General features: G+C 70.2%; 26 protein-coding genes. 4 read left to right on the top strand and 22 right to left on the bottom strand.

What is annotated here, in order from left to right:
* Positions 1–142: 142 nt before the first annotated feature.
* Together hisS and EDC02_RS06195 are read right to left on the bottom strand one after the other, a co-directional pair.
* On the bottom strand, positions 143–1,474 hold the full coding sequence (hisS, locus tag EDC02_RS06200) for a histidine--tRNA ligase (protein WP_123601118.1): 1,332 nt from the start codon (positions 1,472–1,474) through the stop codon (positions 143–145).
* Positions 1,475–1,487: 13 nt separating this feature from the next.
* A complete protein-coding gene (locus EDC02_RS06195) occupies positions 1,488–2,204 on the bottom strand; it encodes an MBL fold metallo-hydrolase (protein WP_123601117.1) in 717 nt (238 codons plus the stop codon).
* Between the two features lie 304 nt (positions 2,205–2,508).
* Here EDC02_RS06195 and EDC02_RS06190 point away from each other — a divergent pair, with 304 nt between their 5' ends.
* Positions 2,509–3,462 (top strand): peptidylprolyl isomerase, encoded by a 954-nt coding sequence (locus EDC02_RS06190; RefSeq protein WP_123601116.1) that lies wholly within the window; start codon positions 2,509–2,511, stop codon positions 3,460–3,462.
* Between the two features lie 35 nt (positions 3,463–3,497).
* Positions 3,498–4,328, top strand: coding sequence for a peptidylprolyl isomerase (locus tag EDC02_RS06185; protein WP_233605767.1), 831 nt, complete (start codon positions 3,498–3,500; stop codon positions 4,326–4,328).
* 83 nt (positions 4,329–4,411) lie between these two features.
* On the opposite strand, the gene EDC02_RS06180 is transcribed toward EDC02_RS06185, so the two are convergent.
* The 12 genes from EDC02_RS06180 to EDC02_RS40065 form a co-directional block, all read right to left on the bottom strand.
* The gene (locus EDC02_RS06180) at positions 4,412–6,913 is read right to left on the bottom strand and encodes a bifunctional (p)ppGpp synthetase/guanosine-3',5'-bis(diphosphate) 3'-pyrophosphohydrolase (RefSeq protein WP_370461522.1); all 2,502 of its coding nucleotides are present in this window, start codon (positions 6,911–6,913) and stop codon (positions 4,412–4,414) included.
* Between the two features lie 181 nt (positions 6,914–7,094).
* A complete protein-coding gene (locus tag EDC02_RS06175) occupies positions 7,095–7,658 on the bottom strand; it encodes an adenine phosphoribosyltransferase (protein ID WP_123601113.1) in 564 nt (187 codons plus the stop codon).
* Between the two features lie 78 nt (positions 7,659–7,736).
* On the bottom strand, positions 7,737–8,936 hold the full coding sequence (secF, locus tag EDC02_RS06170; RefSeq protein WP_123601112.1) for a protein translocase subunit SecF: 1,200 nt from the start codon (positions 8,934–8,936) through the stop codon (positions 7,737–7,739).
* A 1-nt stretch (position 8,937) separates the two neighbouring features.
* Complete coding sequence (gene secD, locus EDC02_RS06165; protein WP_199757523.1) at positions 8,938–10,851, bottom strand: protein translocase subunit SecD; 1,914 nt, start codon at positions 10,849–10,851, stop codon at positions 8,938–8,940.
* Between the two features lie 184 nt (positions 10,852–11,035).
* Entirely contained in the window at positions 11,036–11,380 is a 345-nt protein-coding gene (yajC, locus tag EDC02_RS06160) for a preprotein translocase subunit YajC (protein WP_370461422.1), read from the bottom strand.
* A gap of 145 nt (positions 11,381–11,525) precedes the next feature.
* A complete protein-coding gene (gene ruvB / locus EDC02_RS06155; protein WP_199757522.1) occupies positions 11,526–12,632 on the bottom strand; it encodes a Holliday junction branch migration DNA helicase RuvB in 1,107 nt (368 codons plus the stop codon).
* Positions 12,629–13,231 carry a Holliday junction branch migration protein RuvA gene (ruvA, locus tag EDC02_RS06150; protein WP_123601110.1) on the bottom strand — a complete coding sequence of 201 codons (603 nt, stop codon included), beginning with the start codon at positions 13,229–13,231 and terminating at the stop codon, positions 12,629–12,631. The genes ruvB and ruvA overlap by 4 nt, the downstream gene beginning before the upstream one ends.
* Positions 13,228–13,755: a crossover junction endodeoxyribonuclease RuvC gene (ruvC, locus tag EDC02_RS06145; protein WP_199757521.1), complete on the bottom strand. Its 528-nt coding sequence runs from the start codon at positions 13,753–13,755 to the stop codon at positions 13,228–13,230. The genes ruvA and ruvC overlap by 4 nt, the downstream gene beginning before the upstream one ends.
* A 114-nt stretch (positions 13,756–13,869) precedes the next feature.
* Positions 13,870–14,442 carry a DUF4352 domain-containing protein gene (locus tag EDC02_RS06140; RefSeq protein ID WP_123601108.1) on the bottom strand — a complete coding sequence of 191 codons (573 nt, stop codon included), beginning with the start codon at positions 14,440–14,442 and terminating at the stop codon, positions 13,870–13,872.
* 213 nt (positions 14,443–14,655) lie between these two features.
* Positions 14,656–14,868 (bottom strand): type II toxin-antitoxin system VapB family antitoxin, encoded by a 213-nt coding sequence (locus tag EDC02_RS06135; protein WP_123604553.1) that lies wholly within the window; start codon positions 14,866–14,868, stop codon positions 14,656–14,658.
* Positions 14,869–15,027: 159 nt separating this feature from the next.
* Positions 15,028–15,372, bottom strand: a complete 345-nt coding sequence (locus tag EDC02_RS06130) for a hypothetical protein (protein WP_123601107.1) — start codon at positions 15,370–15,372, stop codon at positions 15,028–15,030.
* On the bottom strand, positions 15,365–15,649 hold the full coding sequence (locus EDC02_RS40065; protein WP_158632069.1) for a hypothetical protein: 285 nt from the start codon (positions 15,647–15,649) through the stop codon (positions 15,365–15,367). Before EDC02_RS40065 ends, EDC02_RS06130 begins: the two co-directional genes overlap by 8 nt.
* 288 nt (positions 15,650–15,937) lie before the next feature.
* Here EDC02_RS40065 and EDC02_RS40060 point away from each other — a divergent pair, with 288 nt between their 5' ends.
* Both EDC02_RS40060 and EDC02_RS06120 read left to right on the top strand, forming a co-directional pair.
* A complete protein-coding gene (locus EDC02_RS40060) occupies positions 15,938–16,723 on the top strand; it encodes a helix-turn-helix transcriptional regulator (RefSeq protein ID WP_158632068.1) in 786 nt (261 codons plus the stop codon).
* A complete protein-coding gene (locus tag EDC02_RS06120) occupies positions 16,710–16,892 on the top strand; it encodes a DUF397 domain-containing protein (protein WP_123601105.1) in 183 nt (60 codons plus the stop codon). Before EDC02_RS40060 ends, EDC02_RS06120 begins: the two co-directional genes overlap by 14 nt.
* 85 nt (positions 16,893–16,977) lie before the next feature.
* On the opposite strand, the gene EDC02_RS42295 is transcribed toward EDC02_RS06120, so the two are convergent.
* From EDC02_RS42295 to EDC02_RS06085, 8 genes are all read right to left on the bottom strand, one after another.
* The gene (locus EDC02_RS42295; protein WP_255499942.1) at positions 16,978–17,112 is read right to left on the bottom strand and encodes a hypothetical protein; all 135 of its coding nucleotides are present in this window, start codon (positions 17,110–17,112) and stop codon (positions 16,978–16,980) included.
* Between the two features lie 504 nt (positions 17,113–17,616).
* Positions 17,617–18,012 (bottom strand): PIN domain-containing protein, encoded by a 396-nt coding sequence (locus EDC02_RS06115; protein ID WP_123601104.1) that lies wholly within the window; start codon positions 18,010–18,012, stop codon positions 17,617–17,619.
* Positions 18,009–18,221 (bottom strand): type II toxin-antitoxin system VapB family antitoxin, encoded by a 213-nt coding sequence (locus EDC02_RS06110; RefSeq protein ID WP_123604552.1) that lies wholly within the window; start codon positions 18,219–18,221, stop codon positions 18,009–18,011. The genes EDC02_RS06115 and EDC02_RS06110 overlap by 4 nt, the downstream gene beginning before the upstream one ends.
* A 62-nt stretch (positions 18,222–18,283) precedes the next feature.
* Positions 18,284–19,033, bottom strand: a complete 750-nt coding sequence (locus EDC02_RS06105; RefSeq protein WP_123601103.1) for a YebC/PmpR family DNA-binding transcriptional regulator — start codon at positions 19,031–19,033, stop codon at positions 18,284–18,286.
* 30 nt (positions 19,034–19,063) lie between these two features.
* Positions 19,064–19,660, bottom strand: coding sequence for a pyridoxal 5'-phosphate synthase glutaminase subunit PdxT (pdxT, locus tag EDC02_RS06100; RefSeq protein ID WP_123604551.1), 597 nt, complete (start codon positions 19,658–19,660; stop codon positions 19,064–19,066).
* A gap of 32 nt (positions 19,661–19,692) precedes the next feature.
* Positions 19,693–20,646, bottom strand: coding sequence for a pyridoxal 5'-phosphate synthase lyase subunit PdxS (pdxS, locus tag EDC02_RS06095; protein WP_123601102.1), 954 nt, complete (start codon positions 20,644–20,646; stop codon positions 19,693–19,695).
* A 115-nt stretch (positions 20,647–20,761) separates the two neighbouring features.
* Positions 20,762–21,265 (bottom strand): hypothetical protein, encoded by a 504-nt coding sequence (locus tag EDC02_RS06090; protein ID WP_123601101.1) that lies wholly within the window; start codon positions 21,263–21,265, stop codon positions 20,762–20,764.
* A gap of 34 nt (positions 21,266–21,299) precedes the next feature.
* Complete coding sequence (locus tag EDC02_RS06085; RefSeq protein WP_123601100.1) at positions 21,300–22,460, bottom strand: glycosyltransferase family 4 protein; 1,161 nt, start codon at positions 22,458–22,460, stop codon at positions 21,300–21,302.
* Positions 22,461–22,463: the final 3 nt, after the last annotated feature.

Below are 22,463 nucleotides of genomic sequence, written 5' to 3'. Positions count from 1 at the left end.
GACAGCGTAACTTACGCAACCGTAGGTTAAGTCGGGCCGCACCGCCACTTTCCCAGATGATCTTGCGGCTATCGCCGCCGTATGTCCGCTATGTCGACCAGCCAGGTCACCATCGGCCGGGTCACTGTCAGCCGGGTCACTGTCAGCCGGTCACCGTCGGCTGGAGGTCCGCCGACGGCGGTGACCAGGCGTCCGCGGCCGCCGACACCTGGTCCCCCGAGCGGATGTCCTTGACGCTGTCCGACTCACCGTCGACCCCGAGGAACCAGACGTACGGGATGTCACGGCGCTGCGCGTACCGGATCTGCTTGCCGAACTTGGCCGCCGACGGCGACACCTCGGTGGCGATCCCCCGCCGACGCAGCGTGTCGGCCACCCGGTTGCCGGCCGGCCGGTCGGCCTCGGCCGGCAACGCCACCAGCACACAGGTCGGCACCGGCCGGGAGACCGACAACGCGTCGGCGCCGAACAGCAGGCCCAGCAGCCGGGACACGCCGATCGAGATGCCCACGCCCGGGAACCGGTCCGCCCCGGCCGAGGCGAGATCGTCGTAGCGGCCGCCCGAGCAGATCGAACCGAACCGCTCGTACCCCTGCAGTTGGGTCTCGTAGACCGTGCCGGTGTAGTAGTCGAGACCGCGGGCGATGCGCAGGTCGGCGACGCACAGGCCGGGCGAGTGCGCGGCGGCGGTCTGCAGCACCGCGACCAGCTCTGCCAGCCCTTCGTCGAGCAACGGGTGCTCGACGCCGAGGCCGCGTACCGCGTCGTCGATCGAGGCGTCCGGCGCGGAGATCTCCGCCAACGACAGACAGGCCTTCGCCTGGCTCTCACTGGCGCCGGCCGTGCTCATCAGCAGCTCGGCCACCCGCTGCGGGCCGAACCGGTCCAGCCGGTCGATCGCCCGCAGCGCGGCGTCCGGATCGGTCAACCCGATCCCCCGGTAGAAACCTTCGCAGACCTTGCGGTTGTTGACCTGGATCCGCACCGGCGGGATCGGCAGACTGGCCAGCGCGTCACCGATGATCAACGGGAGCTCGGCCTCGTGGTGCGGGGCCAGCTCGTCGCGGTCGACGATGTCGATGTCGGCCTGCAGGAACTCGCGGTAGCGGCCTTCCTGCGGCCGTTCGCCGCGCCACACCTTCTGGATCTGGTAGCGGCGGAACGGGAACTGCAACTTGCCGGCGTTCTCCAGCACGTAGCGGGCGAACGGCACGGTCAGGTCGAAGTGCAGCCCGAGGGCGTCGTCACCGGTCTGCGTGTCCGGATCGGCCTGCAGCCGGCGCAGCAGGTAGACCTCCTTCGAGGTCTCCCCCTTGCGCAGCAGCTGGTCCAACGGCTCCACCGCGCGGGTCTCCAGCGGCGCGAACCCGTACAGCTCGAAGGTGTGCCGCAGCCGGTCGATCACGTACTGCTCGATCATCCGCTGTGGCGGCGACCACTCCGGGAAGCCGGAGATCGGCCTGGGCTTGCTCATCACGGTGTCCTTGTCACAGTCCGGTACGTCGGGCCGGCGCGGCGGTGCCGCTGCCGGCGGCCTCGTGCAGATAAGGGTTGCTGGCGCGCTCCCGGCCGATGGTGGTGGCCGGGCCGTGGCCGGGCAGCACCACGGTGTCGTCGGCCAGCGGCAGGACCTTGTCCCGCAGGCTGGTCATCATCGTCGGCAGGCTGCCACCGGGCAGGTCCGTGCGGCCGATCGAGCCGGCGAACAGCACGTCGCCGGAGAGGCAGACCTGCTCGGCCTCCCAGGGCGAGCCGGCGCCGGGCAGCCGGAACAGCACCGAGCCGCCGGTGTGGCCGGGGGCGTGGTCGACGGTGATCTCCAACCCGGCGAGCAGCAGCGTGGCGCCGTCGGTCAGCTCGGCCACGTCGTCCGGTTCGCTGTACGGCAGCCGACCGCCGAACATCGCGGCCAGATCCGTCGACAGACCCTTCGCCGGGTCGGCCAGCATCTCCCGGTCGCCGGGATGCACGTACGCGGTGATGCCGCGCGCCCCGCAGACCGGCGCCACCGAGAAGGTGTGGTCGAGATGGCCGTGGGTGAGCAGCACCGCCGCCGGATGCAGCCGGTGCTCGGCCAGCGCCTGGTCCAGCTGGTCGAGCACCCCGATGCCGGGGTCGACGACGACGCACTGCTCGCCCGGCCCGGCGGCCACCACGTAGCAGTTGGTGCCGAACGCCTGCGCCGGAAAGCCGGTGATGAGCACGCCTCTCCTCTCCGTCGGCCGGCCCGCGCGGGCCGCCGGAATCGTCTCCGCGTCGAGCCTAGCCGCCGCGACACGCGGGACCGCCGGGGCACACCCGCCGGCCCCACCCAGGCCGCGACGGCAGCGATGATCTCCGATTGGATACGGAGCGGACCTCGTACAACAATTTCCCAGCCGATACCCGTACACTCTTGCGGGCGTGTGGCGTGGCGCACCGCAATGGCGCCCGGGTCCGGCACGCCCTCCGCAGGACACGTACCGACCCGCCGCACGGCGCAGGGACGATCAGGAAAGGGGAGCGCGGGTGGCCTCCAGCAGGGACCGGCAGCGCAAATTGGCGCGGGCGAAGCTCGACCGGCAGATGGCCCGGCGTGCCGCCGCGGCCCGGCGCAAGCGGCGGATCCGCGCCGGCGTGGGCGCCGGCCTCGCGCTGCTGCTCATCGCCGGCGGCTCGGCCTGGGCGCTCGGCGCCTTCGAGGGCGAACCGGAGACCCCGGAGGCCGCCGGCATCTGCACCTGGACCCCGCAGGACACGGCGGCCAACAGCAACCTCACCGACGTCGGTATGCCGGAGACCACCGACCCGCCGAACCGGGGGGTCCAGCCGATGACCATCACCACCAACCAGGGTGAACCGATCACCGTCGAGCTGGATCTGGCCGCCGCGCCGTGCGCCGCCGCCAACTTCGCCCACCTGGCCAGCCGCAACTTCTTCGACGACACGACCTGCCACGAGATCACCGACGAGGGCGCGATCCTGTGCGGCGACCCGAGCGGCACCGGGCAGGGCGGGCCGACGTACTCGTACTTCAGCGAGAACGTGCCGGTCTCGCCGCAGCTGGACCCGTCGGCCGACCCGACGCAGGCGCTGGCCGACCATCCGCCGCTCTACCCGGCCGGTACGGTCGCCGCAGTCGGCGTGCCGCAGGGCACCAACGGCAGCCAGTTCAAGATCTTCTTCGAGGACTACACCACCGAGTTCCCCTCGTACCCGATCATCGGGAAGGTGACCTCGGGGATGGACACGGTCGAGGCGATCGGCGCTCTCCCACTGGTGAACAACGCCGCCGGCGCCCAGGTGAAGCCGGAGACCGACGTGGTCATCCAGAGCCTGACCGTCGGCGAGCCGGTCGGGGCCGACGAGACCGAGGCGACCCCGGCGACCGACCCGAGCGCCTCGGCACCGGCCACCACCACCGACCCGTCGGCCACCGAGCCGGACGCGGAGGGCACCGACGGCACCGCCGGCCAGTCCTGACCAGACCAGACAACCCGAATCCAGGAGGATCCACCGTGACGTCGACCAGGGAGCGGCAGCGTGCCGCGGCTCGGGCCCGCCTCGAAAAGGAGATGGCCCAGCGCGCCGAGGCGGCCCGCAAGCGCCGCCAGTTGCAGGCCAGCATCGGTGCCGGCGTCGCCCTGCTGCTCGTGGCCGCGGGCACGGTGTGGCTGGTCGCCAGCCTCGGGGACGACGAGACAGAGACCACGCCCCAGGCCGACGGCGCCGACGCCGGCGTGACCTGTGTGTGGAACGAGATCCCCGCCGAGCAACGCCGTGAGACGACCGTGGACGTCGGCGTGCCGCCGACCACCACGCCGCCGGACACCGGCACCCAGGTAATGACCCTGGACACCAACTTCGGTGAGATCCAGGTGGAGATGGACCTGGCCGAGGTGCCGTGCACGGCGGCCAGCTTCAGCCACCTGGCCAGCCAGCAGTTCTGGGACAACACCAAGTGCCACCGGATGTTCCCCGGCATGCTGCAGTGCGGTGACCCGAGCGCCAGCGGCGAAGGCTACCGGGACACCGACGGCACCGGCGGGCCCGGCTACCAGTTCGCCAACGAGAACCTGCCGGTCGACGACCGACCCGCCTACCCGGCCGGGGTGGTGGCGATGGCCAACAGCGGCCCGGACACCAACGGCAGCCAGTTCTTCTTCATCTACCAGGACGTCGAGCTCAGCCCGGACTACACGGTGCTCGGCCGGGTCGCCGAGGGCCTCGACGTCATCCAGGAGGCCACCGAGGCCGGTCACGACGGCGCGTTCGACCCGTCCCCCGGCGGCGGCCACCCCAACAACGACATCCTGATCAACTCGTTGACGGTGAGCGAGCCGCAGTAGTCCACCTGGGCTCGGCGGCCGGCAGCGCCGCCGAGCCGGTACCAGTGCGCCAGGGCATCACCCGATGCCCTGGCGCATTGTTGTCAGGTGCCGGAGGTGACCCGGTAGGCGTCGAAGACGCCGTCGACCTTGCGGACCGCGTTGAGCAGGTGGCCGAGGTGCTTCGGGTCGGCCATCTCGAACGAGAAGCGGCTGACCGCCACCCGGTCCCGGGTGGTGGTCACGGTCGCCGAGAGGATGTTCACCCGTTCCTCGGAGAGCACCCTGGTCACGTCGGCCAGCAGCTTGTGCCGGTCGAGCGCCTCGACCTGGATGGCGACGAGGAACGTCGACGCCGAGGTCAACTTCCAGGTGACCTCGACCAGCCGTTCCTGCTGCGCCTTGAGCTCGGCCGCGTTGAAGCAGTCGTCGCGGTGCACGCTGACGCCGCCGGACCGGGTGACGAAGCCGAACACCGTATCCGGCGGGACCGGGGTGCAGCAGCGGGCCAGTTTGATCCAGACGTCGGTGACACCGCGTACCACCACGCCGGGGTCGGCACCGTTGTGCCGCGCCCGGGGCGGACGGGTCGCGACGGCCGACTCGGCCAGGTCCTCGGCGGCCCCCTCCTCACCACCGAGGCTCACCATCAGCCGCTGCACCACCGACTGCGCGGACACCTGACTGTCGCCGACCGCCGCGTACAGCGCGGCGACGTCGGCCAGGTGCAGGTCACGGGCGATCGCCATCAACGAGTCGGTGGTGAGCATCCGCTGCAACGGCATGCCCTGCTTGCGCATCGCCTTGGCGATAGCGTCCTTGCCGGTCTCGATCGCCTCCTCGCGGCGTTCCTTGTTGAAGTACTGCCGGATCTTGGTGCGGGCCCGGGGGCTCTTGACGAAGCCCAGCCAGTCCTGGGTCGGGCCGGCGGTCGCCGACTTGGAGGTGAAGATCTCGATGACGTCGCCGTTTGACAGCGTCGACTCCAACGGCACCAGCTTGCCGTTGACCCGCGCCCCGATGCACTTGTGCCCCACCTCGGTGTGCACGGCGTAGGCGAAGTCGACCGGCGTGGAGCTGGTGGGCAGCGGGATCACGTCGCCCTTGGGGGTGAAGACGTAGACCTCCTGGCTGGACAGGTCGAAGCGCAGCGCGTCGAGGAACTCGCTCGGGTCGCTCGCCTCCCGCTGCCAGTCGAGCAGTTGCCGCAGCCAGGTCATCTCGTCGATGTGCGCCGGCGGGCCGACGACGGTGGCGCCCTTCTGCTCCTTGTACTTCCAGTGCGCGGCGATGCCGAACTCGGCGGTGCGGTGCATCGCGTACGTGCGGATCTGCATCTCCACCGGCTTGCCGGTGGGCCCGATCACCGTGGTGTGCAGCGACTGGTACATGTTGAACTTCGGCATCGCGATGTAGTCCTTGAACCGGCCGGGGACCGGCTGCCAGTTCGCGTGGATCACGCCGAGCGCCGCGTAGCAGTCGCGGACCGTGTCGACCAGGATGCGTACGCCGACCAGGTCGTAGATGTCGTTGAAGTCCCGCCCCCGGACGATCATCTTCTGGTAGATCGAGTAGAGGTGCTTCGGCCGGCCGGTGACCTCCGCCCTGATCTTCGCGGCGCGCAGGTCGACCTGCACCTTCTGGGTCACCTTGCGCAGCTGGGTGTCGCGTTGCGGCTGGTGTTCCCCGATCAGCCGATTGATCTCCTCGTACCGTTTCGGGAACAGCGTGCCGAAGGCCAGATCCTCCAGCTCCCACTTGACGGTGTTCATACCCAGCCGGTGGGCCAGCGGCGCCAGGATCTCCAGGGTCTCCTTGGCCTTCTGCTCCTGCTTCGCCTTGGGCAGGAAGGTCAGCGTCCGCATGTTGTGCAGCCGGTCGGCGAGCTTGATCACCAGGACCCGGGGGTCCTTCGCCATCGCCACCACCATCTTGCGGATGGTCTCGGCCTTGGCCGCGTCGCCCAGCTTGACCCGGTCGAGCTTGGTGACCCCGTCGACCAGCAGTGACACCTCACCGCCGAAGTCGGCGCGCATCTCGTCCAGGGTGTAGTCGGTGTCCTCGATCGTGTCGTGCAGCAGCGCGGCGACCAACGTCGTGGTGTCCATGCCGAGATTGGCGAGGATGGTGGCGACCGCCAACGGATGCGTGATGTACGGATCGCCGGATTTGCGGTACTGCCCGGAGTGCCACTTGGAGGCCATCTCGAAGGCCCGCTGCAGCACCCGTGGGTCGGCTTTCGGGTGGCTCTGCTGGTGGGTGGCGATCAGCGGTTCCAGCACCTCGGGGATGTGCGGCGCCTGCCAGGGGGCGTTGAACCGGGCCAGCCGGGCCCGTACCCGACGCCCGGTCGGCGCCCCGTTGAACCCGAAACCGTTGCCGGCTGCTGCCGCGTCGGTGTGGTCGCCCACGCCATTCGCCGCCGGAGCTGCGGCGCCAGTGTGGTCGACCGCGCCATTCGCCGCGCCGTTGGCCGCCGCAGGTGCCGCGCCGCGTTCACCAGCGACATCGGGGCCGCCCGAATTGACGGCAGAGCCGGGTGCCTCGTCGTTGGTCACGCCCGCGGTGGGGTTGACCTCGCCAGTCGGATGCACAGTGCCCTCCATGGAAGGAGCGACGACGTCGGGGGACACCGGCCTCCCTCACCTCTGCCGGAACTCAGCCGACCGTATCGGGCTGAGCTGCTACCGCGCTAGCCAGGAGACAGCGCCCCTGACTGACAGGGACCGCAATATTACCCGTCCGGACGGTGCTGTGCCCGGCCGCCGAGCTACTCGGTCGGCCGGCTCACACCCGCCACATGGCGTGCACCGACCGTGACGCGAGCCGGTCCCGCCCGGCGAGGAAACCCAGCTCCAGCAGGACGGTGAAGCCCACCACCGTGCCACCGGCCCGGTCGACCAGGTCCAGGGTAGCGGCGGCGGTACCGCCGGTGGCCAGCACGTCGTCGACCACCAGGACCCGCTGACCGGCGGTGAAGGCGTCCTGATGCACCTCCAGGACCGCCTCGCCGTACTCCAACGCGTACGAGGCGGAGAACGATGCCCGGGGCAGCTTGCCGGCCTTGCGGACCGGGACCACCCCGGTGCCGGTGGCGTACGCGATCGCCGCCGCCAGCACGAACCCGCGCGCCTCGATGCCGGCGACCACGTCGAAGGAGTCCGCTCCGTGGTGGGCGATGATCCGGTCGGTGATCTCCCGGAACGCCGGCCCGTCGGCGAACAGCGGCATCAGGTCCTTGAAGACGATGCCGGGTTTGGGGAAGTCCGGTACGTCGATCACCCGACTGGCCACCAACGCGGCCGTCTCGGCACCGCTGTCCCCGACGAACACTGCCTCGGTCTCCGTCACCTTCCGCCCTTTCCGTGCCGGGTGGGACCGGTGGTGTTCCGGCGGCGGGTCGCCGCCGGAACACCACCGAGGGAATCGTCAGCGACGCTTCGCGCCGCTGGGGCGCTTACGGCCCCCGCCACCGGGCCGGCCGCCGCGACCGCCGGACTGACGCTTGCCGGCCGGCCGGGCACCGGCCTTCGGCGCGGTGCCGGCCAGGGCGGCGTCGGCGGCGGGCTCGGCTTCGACCGACTCGCCGGCCGCCGTCGTGGTCGTGGCACCGGCGCTGGTACGCGACCGCTTCGGTGCCTTGTCCGCCAGGGAGGACCGCTTGGCCTGCACCCGCTGGGCGTGCAGCTTGTACTTCGGCTCCTGCTCCTTGAGCACCGTCACCAGCGGCGAGGAGAAGAAGATCGAGGTGAAGAAGGCCGCACCCATACCGACGAACAGCACCAGGCCGAGGTCCTTGAGCGTGCCGGCACCGAGCAGCCCGGCACCGATGAACAGCAGACCACCGACCGGCAGCAGCGCCACGATCGACGTGTTGATCGACCGCATCAGGGTCTGGTTGACCGCGAGGTTGGCGGCCTCGCCGTACGTCTGGCTGCTGCCGCCGGTGACGCCCCGGGTGTTCTCCTGGATCTTGTCGAAGACCACCACGACGTCGTAGAGAGCGAAGCCGAGGATGGTCAGGAAGCCGATGATCGTCGACGGGGTGACCTCGAAGCCGGAGGCCGAGTAGATGCCGGCGGTCAGCAGCAGGTCGAGCACCAGGCCGGCGACCGCCGCGATCGCCATCCGGTACTCGAACCGCAGCACCAGGTAGATGGTGACCAGCACCATGAAAACCAGCAGACCGAGCAGCGCCCGCTGGGTGACCTGGCTCCCCCAGGCCCCACTGACCCGGCTGTCGCTGATCGCCGCCTGCTCGATGCCGAGCCGCTCGGCGAGACCCTGCTTGAACGCCTCGGTCTGCTCCGAGGTGAGCTCTGCGGTGCGGAACAGGTAGGTGGTGCCGCCGACCTCCTGGCCGGAGACCACCTCGAGCGGCTCCTCGGTGTCCAGTTCGGCGAGCTCGGCGTCGAGGGCGTCCTCGGCCTGCAGCAGGGTGCCGACACTCGCCGGCACCTGGAACTCGTTGCCGCCGCGGAAGTCGATGCCGAGGTTGAAGCCCCGGATCGAGAAGCTCGCGATCGACACGACGACGACCACCGCGGCGATCACGAACCAGGTGTTGCGCCGTTTGACGATCGGGAGGTTGGCCTCACCCCGGTAGAGGCGTCCAGCGAAACCGCTCATGTCAGGCCTCCTTGACGCGCGCGTTGCGGATCGGGGTCTCGTCCTCGGTCTTCACCGCGCGGCCGAGGCCACTGACCCGGGGAGACAGGAACGCCTTGGTCCGGGCCAGCATCGACATGATCGGGTGCCGGAACAGGAACACCACGACCAGGTCGAGCACGGTCGCCAGGCCGAGGGCGAAGGCGAAGCCCTTCACCGTGCCCACCGAGACGATGTAGAGCACGACCGCCGCCATCAGGGTGATGGCATTCGCCGAGATGATCGTCCGCCGGGCGCGCAGCCAGGCCCGGGGCACGGCGCTGCGCGGACTTCGACCCTCGCGTATCTCGTCCTTGAGGCGTTCGAAGTAGAGCACGAACGAGTCGGCCGCCACACCCAGCGAGACGATCAGACCGGCGATCCCGGCGAGGGTGAGGGTGAAGCCGATCTGCCGGCCGAGCACCACCATCGCGCCGAAGACCAGCAACGCCGACAGGATCAGGCTGAGGAAGATCACGATGCCGAGCAGCCGGTAGTAGAAGAACGAGTAGACCGCGACCAGCAGCATGCCGATCCCGGCGGCGAGCAGGCCGGCACGCAGGTGCTCGGTGCCCAGGGTGGCGGAGATGCTCTGCGCCTCCTGCTGCTCGAAGGTCAGCGGCAGCGCACCGTAGCGCAGGTTGCCGGCCAGCTCGTTGGCGGTGGCGAGGGTGAAGTCGCCGGTGATCTGCGAGTCGCCGGTGAGCACTCCCTGGATCTCCGGTGAGGAGATCACCTCGTTGTCGAGGACCACCGCGACCCGGCACTTGCCGTCCTGGCCGAGCGCGCTCGCGTCGCACTCCTGGTCAGTGTTGTTGAACGCCTCGCGGGTCAGCTCGGTCCAGGCGCGCTGGCCGGAGCCGGTGAAGTTCAGGCTGACCACCGGCTGGCCGGTGGTCTGGTCGAGCACGCCGCTGGCGTCGCTGACGTCGGTGCCGACCACCTTCGCCTCGTCCAGCAGGTACTTGACCAGGCCCTCGCAGGCGACGACCTGCTGGGACTCGTCGCGGATCGAGCCGGCCTGGCGCAGCAGGAGCTTGTCGCAGGTCACGTACGGCACGTTGAACTGCACACCGGCCGGCAGCACCCGGATCTCCGCCGGGGTCAGCTCGCCGAACGGGGCCAGGGTGTCGGCCAGCGTCGGGTCGACGCTGAAGTCGGCCGGCGCCTGCAGGCCGGTCGCCGCCGCCCAGGCCGCCTCGCCGACCTTGGCCTGGACCTCGGCGAGGTCGACCGGCCCGTCGGCGTCCGCGTCTGCGGCGGACGTCGGGGACGCGCTGGGGCTGGGGCTGGCCTCGGGGGTGGGGCTGGCGGAGCCGGTCGGGTCCGGCTGGGCCATGCCGCCCTCGCCACCGGCGGCCGGGCTCTGCTCGGCCTCCGCCTCCGCCTCCGGCGACGCCTCGGCATCGGGGGACGAACCGGGCGACGGCGACGCGTCGGCCCCCTCCTCGCCAGTGCCCTCGCTCGGCGTCGGGGACGCCTGCGGCTGAATCGGCTCACCCCCGTCGGCGGCCTTGAGCACCTTGCGGAACCGCAGCTCGGCCGCGTTACCGATCTCGGAGAGGTCGCGGTTCTGGCCGGGCAGCGACACGACGATGTTGCGGTCGCCCTCGGTGACCACCTCGGCCTCGGAGACGCCGAGGCTGTTCACCCGGTTCTCGATGATGTCGCGGGCCCGCTCCAGCGAAGCGGCCGGCGGCGCGCTGCCGTCCTCGGTGGTCGCCTCCAGGGTGACCCGGGTGCCACCGATCAGGTCCAGGCCGAGTTTGGGCTCCAGCCGGTCCTGCCAGCTGCCGCTGGCTCCGGCGAAGAACACCATGAGGTAGAGGACGGCGAAGATGAGCCCGAGTGCGGCGAGTTGCCGCCCGGGGCGCATCTGTCCCTGAGGTGGTGCCACGGCGGTCCTGTCTCCCTGCGCGGTTCGGCCGCTGGTGCCCCGGGCGGCAGCGGTTGGTGCCACTGGTGCGAGCGGCGGTGGGGTGGTCGTCGTACCAGCCGCGACCGTCTGGTCGAGCGGTCGTGACCGGCAACACAACGATCAGTATCGTCGATGTAACTCGGATCTGGCGACCCGGGGTGGCTCAGTCCTTGGTCGGCACCTCGTCCGCCGGGGCGGACTCGGTCGTCGCGCCGGCGTCGGTCTTCGGCACCACCCGGGCGATCGCCGGCCGGGCGTAGCGCTCGTGCACGCCGGGCGAGACCTCGAGCATCACCGTCTCGTCGTCCATGCTGGACACGGTGCCGTACAGGCCGCCGATGGTGACGACCTCGTCGCCGGTGGTGATCGACGACTGCATCTGCTCGGCTTCGCGGCGCCGCTTCTGCTGCGGCCGGATCATCATGAAGTACATGACGACGAAGAGCAGGCCGATCATCAGGATGGGCATGAAGCTGGCGCCGCCCGCGCCCTCTTGCGCCAAGAACACAACAACAACCTTTCGTCAGCCACTCGCGACGCCGTTACGCTCTGCGGAGGCGGGATCTCACGTGCCGTACAGACCGCGGCGAGTCTAGTCGCTGTGACTGTGAACTCCGTGATCGGCACGGATCACGTTCAGATCACGAGATAATCTAAGCCTCATCTGCGAATAAATCCGGCGGATTGGGCACCGCGCCGCCAGCCGTACCGGCCCGGGACTGAACACCCGGCACGGCCGGGCCGCCGAGCGTGCCCGGCGGCGGCACCCGGCCGAAATGCCGCCAGGTCGCCTCGGTCGCCACCCGCCCCCGGGGGGTACGGGCCAGCAGCCCCGCCCGCACCAGGAACGGCTCGCAGACCTCCTCGACGGTGTCCGGCTGCTCCCCCACCGCCACCGCCAGGGTGGACAACCCGACCGGGCCGCCACCGAACGAGCCGATCAACGCGGTCAGCACCGCCCGGTCCAGCCGGTCCAGACCCAGTTCGTCGACGTCGTACACGGCCAACGCCGCCCGGGCGGTCTCCCGGTCGACCACCCCGGCCGCCCGCACCTCGGCGTAGTCGCGGACCCGGCGCAGCAGCCGGTTGGCGATCCGCGGGGTCCCCCGGGACCGGCCGGCGATCTCCGCCGCCCCGTCCGGCGTGATCGGCACCGCGAGAATCCCCGCCGACCGGGTCAGCAGCACCTCCAGCTCGGTCGACTCGTAGAAGTCCAGATGCGCGACGAACCCGAACCGGTCGCGCATCGGCCCGGTCAGCAGACCGGCCCGGGTGGTCGCACCGACCAGGGTGAACGGCTCCACGTCCAGCGGGATCGCCGTCGCACCCGGACCCTTGCCGACCACCACGTCGACCCGGAAGTCCTCCATCGCGCTGTAGAGCAGTTCCTCGGCCGGCCGGGCGATCCGGTGGATCTCGTCGATGAACAGCACGTCGCCCTCGGCCAGGCTGGTCAGGATCGCCGCCAGATCACCGGAGCGTTCGATCGCCGGCCCACTGGTCACCCGGATACCCGAGCCCAGCTCGGCGGCGACGATGTTGGCCAGCGTCGTCTTGCCCAGCCCCGGCGGGCCGCTGAGCAGGATGTGGTCCGGCGGCGCCCCCCGGCCCATCGCGCCCCGCAGCAGCAGGTCCAGCTGGTCACGGACCCGGTGCTGGGCGATGAACTCGGCCAGCCGACGCGGACGGACACTGACCTCCGCGTCGCGTTCGGCGTCACTGGCGTACGCCGACACCAGGCCCTCGACGTCGTCACTCACCGGCTCTTACCCAACAGCCTGATCGCCTGCTTGAGCAGCACCGGGACCGGCGGCGGCGGGCCGTCCAGGCTCTCCGCCACGGCGGCCACCGCCTGGTCGGCCTGCCCGGCGGTCCAGCCCAGCCCGACCAACGCCTGCCGGACCTGCTCCGGCCAGGCCCCGGCGGTCACCCCGGCCGTGCCGTCGGCACCCACCGACACCGGCCCGACCCGGTCCCGCAGCTCCAGCACCAGCCGCTCGGCGCCCTTCTTGCCGATCCCCGGCACCCGGGTCAGCGCCGCCGTGTCGGCGTTCGCGATCGCCTTACGCACCGCGTCCGGGGTGAGCACCGACAGCACCGCCTGGGCCAGCCGGGGCCCGACCCCGCTGGCCGTCTGCAGCAGCTCGAACAGCTGCTTCTCGTCGTCGTCGGCGAAGCCGTACAGGGTGAGCGAGTCCTCGCGGACCACCAGGCTGGTGGCCAGCCGGGCCGGGCCGCCGGGGCGCAGGTTGGCCAGGGTGCCCGGGGCGCAGTGCACCGCCAGGCCGACCCCGCCGACCTCGATCACCGCGCTGTCCGGCGCGACCGCCAGCACCACCCCGCGCAGACTCGCGATCATCGGGCACCTCCGCTTCGGGCCGCCCGCTGTGCGGCGGCCAGCCGGTCATGCGTACCACCTCGCCAGATGTGGCAGATCGCCAGGGCGAGCGCGTCGGCGGCGTCCGCCGGGCGGGGTGGGCGGTCCAGCCGCAGCAGCCGGGTGACCATCGCGGTCACCTGGGCCTTGTCGGCCTGACCGGACCCGGTCACCGCCGCCTTCACCTCGCTCGGGGTGTAGGTCCGCACCGGCAGCCCGGCCCGCGCGCCGGCCAGCACGGCCACCGCGCTGGCCTGCGCGGTGGCCATCACGGTACGCACGTTGTGCTGGCTGAACACCCGCTCGACCGCCACGGCGTCCGGCTGGTGCTCGGCGACCAGGGCGGTCAGTCGCTCGTCGAGGCGCAGCAGTCGGTCCGGCAGGTCGTCGGCGGGGTCGGTCTGCACCACGTGGTACGCGACCAGCCGGCACGGCCGGCCCGGCACGCCCTCCACCACGCCGACCCCGCACCTCGTCAGGCCGGGATCGACCCCGAGCACCCGCACCGTAGTTCCTCCCCAGCCGACACCACCGCCACACGTACGTGTGTTCGACACCCTAGCCAACCGGCAGCGGGCCGGGACAGCCGACACGCGTACCGGAGCCACCCGGCCGGTACGTCAGTTCAGCTGTACGCCGATAACCGCGTTCTGGCTCAGGTCGACCGCGTACTCCAGACGCAGGCCGGTGGTGCCGGCCGGCACCTCGAACGGGACGTACCCCTCGGCCGAATCACCGGGGGCGAGGGTGACCGCGTCCGGGGCTTTCCCGACCTCGGCGTCGTAGAAGGACGGGGCGTAGGTTTCGTCCGACTCGTCGAGGAGGAAGAACTGCACGACGTTCGACTCCCAGGGATCGGCGTCGATGTTCTCGATCTTCACCTGGAGGTACAGCACCTCGTTACCCTCGCCGACCTCCCACAGTGGGGAGCCGGCGGCGGATGTGCCGAACGATTCGACGGTGAGCCTGCGGCCGTTGAGTTCCTCGGTGAACGGTAGTGGATCCGCCGCGGTGCTGGTGTCACCGCCAGCGTCCGCGCCGTCGGCCGGCTCGTCGGCCTGCGATGGCGCCGTTGTCTCCTCGACGCTCGACGACGGCGTCCCCTCCGTCGACGAACAGCCTGTGGCGATGAGCCCGAGAACGCCGAGCACGGCGATCTGGGCAACTGCGGCAGCGAGTTTCCTGTTGGCCATCGTGTCCTCGTTTCCGGCTCTGTTTGCGACTGGATCTGCGCACCCGAACCACGACAGTGGAGAGCCGCCGGCTCAAGTGATCTTTGACGTCCCCGTGACGCTAGGAGACGTTGTCAAACCGCGCGGCACCGAGCGGCAGGCAGTCGTGGCCACATTCGCGTATCCCGGCAGCGAGGGCGTGCAGCGCAAGACTCCGGTGTCGACCAGTTGGTCTCACCGGTCGAGTTCATCGAGGCGGTCGAGGTGGAAGCCACCGGAGGCGGCGATCTCCTGCAGGTCAGCCAGTGCTCGTCGCCGCCGTTCGCGGCTTGCTTTCACCACCTGTCGGAGAGCGTCGGTCACCGTCTCCCGCTCCGTGGTCGTGCCCAACGCGCCAGCGGCTTCCGCCAACAGGTCCTCATCAAGATGCAGGTGCGTCGCGGCCATGGACATCTCCCAGGAAAAGGTTCTCGGCACGGCCAGCAGGTGCACGTTGTGCCCGTGCCGGCTCTCGGGACCCCATAGTGCCTCCGACGGCTTGATGCCACAGGTGCATCAAGATGCACCTGTGGCATCAGGCTCAATGAGTGCTAGGCCCCGGGGCGTTCAGGAGGGACCCGGAAGCGTCGGGTCCCGAGGAGGGGCAGAGGAAACGATGGGACTGCCCGTCGCGAGTCGCTCGCGGCAGTAGGCGCACACCGGGGCGGGCGTCCTGGTGACCGCCCCGGGCTGGCGCAACGCGTCGCGGTACGCCCGCACGCTGGTGATGCTGCCGTGCCGCCGTGGGTCGTCGCTGACCTCCCGACCGTAGAGCGTCACCCACGAGAACCACTCCGGGGACGGCCATACCTCCTCAACCCGGAGCCGGACCGGGCGGTCAGCGTCCACGTGGTCACACTGCCGCAGCGCCACGAGATCCCCCGGGCACACCAGAGCTTCGTCGTCAGGCATCCTCCGACGCTCCGTACGACTCGGCGGACTCGTCACGGCCGTCGTGCGGGTAGCCGGCGGTCATCAGCCCGGAAAGATGCAGTACGGCGCGAATCCGCCGGGCATTACTCGGGTCCCACCGGTCCAGGATGGCGATCGCCCGCCGGAACGGCCGGCAGGGTCCGGGTACGCCGCCGCACCGGTGGCATTCCCCGGTGGTCCGGTTCGGGATGTGGGTACGGGCGGTCGAGTTCGCGTCGTGGACCGCCCGGGACAGCTCCGGGGACCGGGCGGCCACCGAGGACTCTGCCGACCTGGGCGGAGCAGGCGGGAGGGCTTCCGTGCTCTCCGTGCTCTCCGCGCTCGACGTGTCGTTCGGGTCGTGTTGGAAAGATCGATATCGCGCGAGGCGTGGTTCACCACCGAATCCGTCGTTCCTGATCATCCGTACCCCCTCGGGTGGAGTCGACCGGGTTGCACTTCCGTCGATTTCCACCCTGGACTGTTCCCGGCAGTAAGCGGAAGATGGTTTCGGCCACTGCGCGACGATGGCACACCTGTCGACCGACCATTCGGGGTGATAATCGTGAATGATCTACCTTCCCTTCCAGCTCGTCTGCGCGAGCTGCGGACCAGCCGCAAGATGGCTCAGGACCGGCTCGCGGCGGCGATCGGCGTGTCGAAGTCCCTGGTGCAGTCCTTCGAGTCGGGAAAGCTAGTGCCGCAGGAAGGCACAGCGGGGCGCATGGACGAGTTCTTCGGCACCGGCGATGAGATCCAACGAGCGGCCAAGGAGGAACGGGAGGACCGGCAGCCGTGGCTACGGTCATGGTTCGACCTGGAGCGGCGTGCGGCCCTACTGCGCTCGTGGGGGCCGATGTTGGTGCCGGGGCTGTTGCAGTGCGAGTCGTACATGCGCGCGGTTTTTTCCGCCGTGCCGGCGAACGCCGGGAAGGTCGACGGGCTGGTCGCCAAGCGGCGCGAGCGCCAGGCGGCCACGATCGACCGGGACGACCCGGTCGCGCTCTCCGCGATCATCGGCGAGGTGACCCTGCGGCGTGGGCCGCGTGACGTCCTGAAGGAGCAGCTCGGTCACCTCGTGGATGTGGGTCACCGACCGCACGTGCGGATCCGGATGATCCCCGCCGAGTCGGAGGGAATACACGTCGGGCTGTCCGGGGCATTCGTCATCGCCAGCATGCCGGACGGCCGCCGGTCGGCCTACATGGACGATCAGCTGAGCGGCCACGTGGCGGCCGCGCGTGGCGACCTCAGGCACCTGGAACTAGCCTGGGAGGAGATTGACGCGCTGGCCCTACCCGTGGTCCAGACCCGAGACGTGATCCTGAGGATGCTTCATGAGCACAAGTGAGCCGCGCTGGCGGACGAGCACCCGCAGCACCGGCACCGGCGAATGCGTCGAGGTCGCCGACAATCTTCCCGGCCGCGTCCACGTCCGGGACACCAAGAACCGCGACGGCGGCACCCTGACCTTCCACCCGGCCGCTTGGTCGGCGTTCGTGACGAAGGTGCGCGGCTGAGCCTGCACTCGAAGGCCGCAGGCCGGCCCGGAGCCCCGATCCTTACCGTGAGGCGGGATCAGGGCTCCGTCTTTCCCGGCGTCTCTCAGCGGAGCAACGCCACCACCAGCCCGGTTGTCGCCCCGATCAGCGCAGCTACTCCGGTGAGTACCCCGGGCAGCGTCTTGAGATAGTCGATGATCGTCCGGTGACGGCTCCGAGGATCAAAAACTTTTGTCATCGTTAAACTCCTGCGATAAAGTCACTACATGACTCCCTGTATTCGATCAATGAAACGGACCTTGACCGACCAACGGGGAGTCTGAACGGCGCTCGGGTCACATCCGAGCGCCGTTCGCTTTGAGGCGAGCGCGATGCGCCGCGACTCCCGTCGCACAGTCGCCATCCATTGGAGCCGTCGACGGCTCAAAAATCAAGGGTAAACCGACACAACATCCCCCTCGGCGCCAACAAGTTCTTAAATGCATCCCCCATTCTGCGGGTTGCATGAATTGCTGCACACGAGCTGGCTTGTGTATCCCTGAAGCCACAGGTCACCGTACCCACCGGGTGCTACCTGCGGATACGTGCCAACGCTGACCAGTGAGGATGGCATCTCCACACGTCTCAACGGCGGCAATCACTCCGGGACACCCTGTGCCGGGAAGGTGCCGCAGGTCAGCCCTCTCTTGGTCTCGCCGGAGACCCGAAGGGACTCTGATCACAACTAGCGTTGCCGCAGCTGTCAGGCGACCCGTTCCTGAGCCAACTGCGGCACGAAGCGGGCCACAGTCTCGAAGTCCGCATCGTGGTGAAGCACCGTCAACTTCAGACGAATCGCGGTGGCGATCACAAGATGATCGGCCACCGACACCCCTTGATGGGCGCTGTGGCTGGCGAGTTCAGTCCGCACGGCCCGTACGATCTGCCAGGCGTCGTCCGGTATCGGCACCCAAGGGTAGAGGTCGCGTAGCCCGCGTTCGGCCTGTTCGTACGCCTTCGCATCCGCGATGGTAAGCACTTCCACGAGCACCGGATCGCAGACCGCGATCAGGCCACGCGCAGCCAGGTCGTTCCAGTGCGGGTCGACCTGGCGGCGCAGCATCCGAACCAGGGCACTCGTATCGACCAGATACTTCACTGGTCGAGTTCGTCAAGCTGATCGAAGTGAAAACCCCCGGAGTCAGCAATCTCCTGAAGGTCAGCCAGTGCCCGCCGCCGACGCTCGCGGCTGGACTCCACCGCCTGCCGGAGCGCCTCTGTCACCGTCTCCCGCTTCGTGCCTGTGCCCAGCGCGGCGGTGGCTTCCGCCAGCAGGTCCTCATCAAGATCCAGCAGAGTCTTGGCCATGAGATACACCTCCCGGCCGATAATATATCGCAGCTGAGCGTATATCCTAGGCGACGAGAAGGTCAGCCGACGGCGGCCATGATTTCGTCGGAGACGTCGAAGTTCGCGTAGACGTTCTGCACGTCGTCGCAGTCCTCCAGGACATCGATCAGCTTGAAGATCCGCCGGGCGCCGTCCTCGTCCAGCGGCACGTTCATGCTCGGCACCAGGGACGACTCGGCGGACTCGTAGTCGATGCCGGCGTCGACCAACGCGGTACGTACCGCGACCAAATCGCCCGGCTCGCTGACCACCTCGAAGGCCTCGCCGAGGTCGTTGACCTCCTCGGCGCCGGCGTCGAGGACCGCGAGCATGACGTCGTCCTCGGAGTGCTCGCCCTTGGGGACGATCACCACGCCCTTGCGGGAGAACAGGTAGGAGACCGAGCCGGCGTCGGCCAGCGACCCGCCGTTGCGGGTCAGCGCGGTACGCACCTCGGTCGCCGCCCGGTTGCGGTTGTCGGTCAGGCACTCGACGAGCAGGGCGACACCGTTCGGCCCGTACCCCTCGTACATGATCGTCTGCCAGTCGGCGCCGCCGGCCTCCAGGCCGGAGCCGCGCTTGACCGCGCGGTCGATGTTGTCGTTGGGTACGGAGCTCTTTTTCGCCTTCTGGATGGCGTCGTACAGGGTGGGGTTGCCGGCCGGGTCACCCCCGCCGGTCCGGGCGGCGACCTCGACGTTCTTGATCAGTTTGGCGAACATCTTGCCGCGTTTGGCGTCGATGACCGCCTTCTTGTGCTTGGTCGTCGCCCACTTGGAGTGGCCGGACATGTGCACCTCCGTCGCTTCCCACCTGCGGGGTCAGCCTGCCGCGACGGCCATCTCCACGAACAGTCGGTGCACCCGACGGTCGCCGGTCAGCTCTGGGTGGAAGGCCGTGGCGAGCAGATTGCCCTGCCGAACCGCGACAATCCTACCTGTGGCCGCTCCGGCGGCTACCCGGCCCAGCACCTCGACGTCCTCGCCGACCCGTTCCACCCACGGCGCGCGGATGAAAACCGCGTGGAACGGCGGGCCGTCGACGCCGTCGATGGCCACCGGAGCCTCGAAGGAATCCACCTGCCGGCCGAACGCGTTGCGCCGTACCGCCATCGAGATGCCGGCGAAGGACCGCTGGTCGGGCCGGCCGTCGAGGATCTCGTCGGCCAACATGATCATGCCGGCGCAGGACCCGTACACCGGCATCCCGGCGGCGATCCGCTTGCGGATCGGCTCCAGCAGGTCGAACTCGACCGCCAGCTTGCTGATCGTGGTCGACTCGCCGCCGGGCACCACCAGCGCGTCGACCTGCTCCAGCTCCTCGGGGCGACGGACCGACCGGGCGGTGGCACCGCATTCGGTCAGCGCCCGCAGGTGTTCGCGGACGTCGCCCTGCAGCGCCAGCACGCCGACCCGCACCCGCGCGTCGGGAGCCGGCTGGGCTGCGCCGGTCACCAGCCGCGCTCGGCGAGGCGGTGCGGCACCGGGATGTCGTCGACGTTGATGCCGACCATCGCCTCGCCGAGCCCACGGGAGATCTTGGCGAGCACGTCCGGGTCGTCGTGGAAGGTGGTGGCCTTGACGATCGCCGCCGCCCGCTGGGCCGGGTTGCCGGACTTGAAGATACCGGAGCCGACGAAGACCCCCTCGGCGCCGAGCTGCATCATCATCGCCGCGTCCGCCGGGGTGGCGATGCCGCCGGCGGTGAACAGCACCACCGGCAGCTTCCCGGTCTCGGCGACCTCCCGGGCCAGGTCGTACGGGGCCTGCAACTCCTTCGCCGCGACGTAGAGCTCGTCGGGCGACAGGGAGGTCAGCCGGCGGATCTCGGCGCCGATACGCCGCATGTGGGTGGTGGCGTTGGAGACGTCGCCGGTGCCGGCCTCACCCTTGGACCGGATCATCGCGGCGCCCTCGGTGATCCGGCGTAGTGCCTCACCGAGGTTGGTGGCCCCGCAGACGAACGGCACGGTGAACGCCCACTTGTCGATGTGGTTGGCGAAGTCGGCCGGGGTGAGGACCTCGGACTCGTCGACGTAGTCCACGCCGAGCGCCTGCAGCACCTGGGCCTCGACGAAGTGCCCGATCCGGGCCTTGGCCATCACCGGGATGGAGACCGCGTCGATGATGCCGTCGATCATGTCGGGGTCGCTCATCCGGGACACGCCGCCCTGGGCGCGGATGTCGGCGGGCACCCGTTCGAGGGCCATCACCGCGACCGCCCCGGCGTCCTCGGCGATTTTGGCCTGCTCGGGCGTGACCACGTCCATGATCACGCCGCCCTTGAGCATCTCGGCCATGCCGCGCTTGACCCGGGCGGTACCGGTGACGGAGGCGGTGCCGGTGGCGGAGGCGGGCGCGACGGCACCCGGGGTGGCGGCCTGAGCAGCGGGGGTCTCGGACACGACGAATCGGCTCCTCGGCGAAGTACGCGACAGGGATACGTCTGGGATGCTACGCCCGCCGGCAGGGTCCACCGACAGCCAATCGACAACCCGGTGGCCTGCCCTGTGGCCCAGCTCACCGGGTTGGATCCACCACCCGCGCCAGCGTCGGATCGTCGATGTCGAAGTAGCGGGGTTCGTCGTGCCGGCGGCCGAAACGCAGCAGCCGCACCAGCGGCCGCCGGCGGGCCAGCAACGCGTCGCGGACCAGGTCGGTGTGCAGTTGACGGGCCAGCACCAGCCGGCGGCTGGCCACCACCACCGCCTCGGTCGCCGGATCCGGGCTGGTCAACGCCGTCGCCCGCAACTGCCGGGTGAGGTCGTTCTCGGCGGCCTCACGTTCCTCCGGCGACGCGGCGTCCAACGCGATCCGGGCCGCCGCGTACAGCTCCACCGCGTACTGCTCCTCGGCGAGCACCGCAGCGGCCGCCGCCCGGCGCAGCAGATGCGCGTCGAGCGCCCGGGCGGCCGCCGCCACCCGGACGTGCAGCCGGTCCACCCGGGCCGCGGTCCAGGTGAGGTACGCCGACAGCAGGACGACCGCGACGCTCACACCGACCACCCACCGCATTCCCGGCATCGTAGTGCCGTCGGCGCCGGGCCCGTGGACCCGATCATGGTGGCTCCGCCCACTCCTGGTAGAGCACCCGCCCATCGGTGGCTTCGATCGCGGCGGCGTACACCTCCAGCACCTGGCGGGCCACCGCGGGCCAGTCGAAGGTCGCCACCACCTGCCGGGCGTGGCCGGCGAGCGCTTCCCGGCGCGGCGCGTCGTCCAGCAGCCGGGCGACCGCCCCGCGCAGCGCCACCGGGTCACCGGTGGGGAACAGTTCCCCGGCCCGGCCGTCGTCGAGCACCCGGCGGAACGCGTCCAGGTCGCTGGCCACCACCGCCGCGCCGGCGGCCATCGCCTCGGTGAGGATCATGCCGAACGACTCACCGCCGATGTTCGGCGCGACGTAGAGGTGCACGCTGCGCAGCATCCGGGCCTTGTCCGGCTCCGACACCCGCCCGAGGAAGGTCACCCGGTCGCGCAGCCCGGCCGGGACGGCGGCGTACAGGTCGTCGGGCCGGCCCGGACCGGCCGCCAGCAGCCGCAGCCCGGGGCGGTCCGGGGCCAGCGCGACGAACGCCTCGCGGAGCAGGCCGAAGCCCTTGCGCGGCTCGGTGAACCGGCCGAGGAAGCCGAGCGTGCCGCCGCTGCCCGGACCGCAGTCACCCGGCCAGCCGGGCAGCGGCTCGGCGTTGGCGTACTTCGCCACCGCCACCCCGTTGGGAATCTCCACCGCGCCGCCGTCGAGGTGTTCGACCTGCACCCGGCGGGCCAGCGCCGACACCGCGATCCGGGCGGTGATCTTCTCCAGCACCAGCTGCAGCATCCCCTGCGCGGCGGCCAACGCCCGGGACCGGGTCATCGCGGTGTGGAAGGTGGCCACCACCGGGCCCCGGGCGCAGAGCACCGCGAGCAGGCTGACGCTGAGCGCGAACGGCTCGTGCACGTGCAGCACGTCGAACTGGCCACGGTTGAGCCAACGCCGGACCCGGGCGGTGACCACCGGGCCGAAACTCACCCGGGCCACCGAGCCGTTGTACGGCACCGGCACCGAGCGGCCGGCGGCCACCACGTACGGCGGCAGCGCGGCGTCCTCGTCCGCCGGTGCCAGCACGCTCACCTCGTGGCCGAGATCGATCAGCGCCTCAGCGAGGTCGACGACGTGGTTCTGCACCCCTCCGGGGACGTCGAAGGAGTACGGGCACACGATGCCGATCCGCACGGT

The organism is Micromonospora sp. Llam0 (genome assembly GCF_003751085.1).
GTDB lineage: Bacteria > Actinomycetota > Actinomycetes > Mycobacteriales > Micromonosporaceae > Micromonospora_E.
The sequence above is the reverse complement of the archived record's forward strand: the minus strand, read 5'-3'. Positions and strand labels throughout refer to the sequence as shown.